At 57.0% G+C, this 2,071-nt stretch carries 2 protein-coding genes; one reads left to right on the top strand and one right to left on the bottom strand.

Translation table 11 applies throughout. From position 1 onward, the window contains the following. Positions 1–261: hypothetical protein (locus GXX82_03740; GenBank protein NLT22138.1), on the top strand; the 261-nt coding region annotated here is incomplete at its 5' end. Between the two features lie 356 nt (positions 262–617). Here GXX82_03740 and GXX82_03735 read toward each other — a convergent pair. Further along, positions 618–2,006: a transcriptional regulator gene (locus GXX82_03735; protein ID NLT22137.1), complete on the bottom strand. Its 1,389-nt coding sequence runs from the start codon at positions 2,004–2,006 to the stop codon at positions 618–620. Positions 2,007–2,071 lie beyond the last annotated feature (65 nt).

The following is a 2,071-nucleotide window of genomic DNA, read 5'->3' as shown; positions in this document are numbered from 1 at the left end:
GGAGGGACACTCATTCTCTCCCCTTTTTTCCTCGGTAGGATCTCCCTTTCTATTCGCCCTTGCCGTATCATCGTCGTCCTCACAGAACGTGCCTCCCCCCGCCTCCTCGCCTACGCGGTCCCGGTGCTGATGCTCTTCTCGCTCGCCTGGCTCGCGGTCGTCGACTTCCGGTTCGCCACCAGCTGCTGGGAGGGCTACCACTTCTGGATACCTGTGGTGGAGTACGTCTGGTACATCCAGTACACGATCTTCCCGCTCTGATGAGGAAACCGGCCCGACGAAGAACGAGACGGCGGCGCCCGCCGCCAGCGCCCGGATGGGGCGGGAGACGTCGCCGCCCGGCAAGCTCCAGGCGGCCCCTCAATGGCTACGTCGACCGGGTGTGGCCTCCCCCCCTCGAATAATGCGAGGGAGGGGGTGCGGGGAACGACTTCCCCGCAGGGGAAGGAGTTAGAGCACCGCGAGGCTGCGGCGAATCCGTGGCGTTTCAACCCCCACGAAACACCGATCCTCTCAATCTCAGGTGGCAGATGTCGGACACCTCAAAACGGAAGATGTCCGATATGTCCGATAAATGTCCGATAAATGTCCATTATCTATCAGGCCCTGTCATCGTATCAGGCGTTCCCGGGAGGCAACCGGGCTAAAACGTACTTTCTGCCCCTCCTCGCACCGACTGCCTCCAACAAGCCACGATGGACGAGATCGAGAAGATCACGGTATCGGGTCTTCTCCGATACCCCCGGAGCAATCGATGCATAGTCTACAGCTGTTATAGCGCCGTGCTCCCTGGCAAAGGACATCGCCTGCAGCTGCCGCTCGTTCAGGCCGATGGCCCGCAGAGAACTCTCGGTAAACCGCAGGTCTTTTCGCATGCGCACAATGAACCCGAAGGAATCGCTTTGAAATTCAGGTTCCGGGAGCCCGGCCTCTGCGAGTGCATCCACAATTCGCCCGATGCCGGAACCATACCGTTCGACAAACCCGGCGAGGTAAAATATCTTTGCTATGAGAGGGTTGCGCAGGAACGAGTAGTGCTCGGTCTTGAGCATCTCAATCGTGATTCCCTGGGGCAGAGAGCCCGGGTTGTGGAACCGTATAGCGTCATCATAGATGCGTATCTGGGTCTGGATGTCGGTGTTGAAATAATCCCGGTGGATAAGCGCGTTAAGGAGCGCTTCACGAATTGCCAGTAACGGATAGTCCCAGATCTCCTTGCGCTGAAAGGACTCCTGCATTGCATCCGCCGAAATCTCATATCGGACATCGATGAAACTTTTCACCCGCTCCTCCGCCCTCGTGAATTGCTGGATGAGGTTCCCGGAGAACTCCTCATCGCCGATGATGATATCTCCCCCCTTGAATCGGCCGACCCGGGTGGTGGTGTTGACAAAGAACCGTTGCGGCTCTCTGCCGAAGAGCATAATGGCGGCATTGGTCAATTTGCCATTGACAGTAAGTTCTAAGCGGCGCAGAATCGAGTCCACGGGCTCTTCTTCATCCGCAGTATCAAGCCGGTTCGACCGCTTTGCCAGACGAACGAACATCCTGACCACCCCGGGATCGATATCGTCGATGGAGTAGTCGCCGGTGACCGTATCCCAGGTAATCCCGGATTTGCTGATGAGAAAGTGAACAAGCTCCTGTCCCGCAAGGTCGAATGTGTTGCTTCCGCTACGCCGATAATACCGACCGTCGCACGAGACCGGGACAGGGGAAGGCGAGACCGTGATGCTGATGATCTCTTTTCCTGCGACCGTTTCAGCGACAACGGAGGGGGTGATACTAAGTTTGTTTCGGATCTTGTTGGGCAGTTCTCGCAAGAGCCGCTTCACCTGATGGATGCCGACCGGTCTTCCGGCATCATCGATGCCTATCTTAAGCACCCCGCCGCTTGTATTTGCAAATGCGCAGAGGGTCTTGAGACATTCGTCCTTCCAGGACTCCTTGAATTCAACGTTCTGGCTCTCGATCATGGTGGATACGGTTGACTGTTGATAGTACATCGGCGGTCATTCTCTTATAGACTTCCCGCCGATCAGGGCGAAGCGATTGGGGTTTCCCGGTGATG

Origin of the sequence: Syntrophorhabdus sp., assembly GCA_012719415.1 — a bacterium.
Lineage (GTDB): Bacteria > Desulfobacterota > Syntrophorhabdia > Syntrophorhabdales > Syntrophorhabdaceae > Delta-02.
The sequence above is the reverse complement of the archived record's forward strand: the minus strand, read 5'-3'. Positions and strand labels throughout refer to the sequence as shown.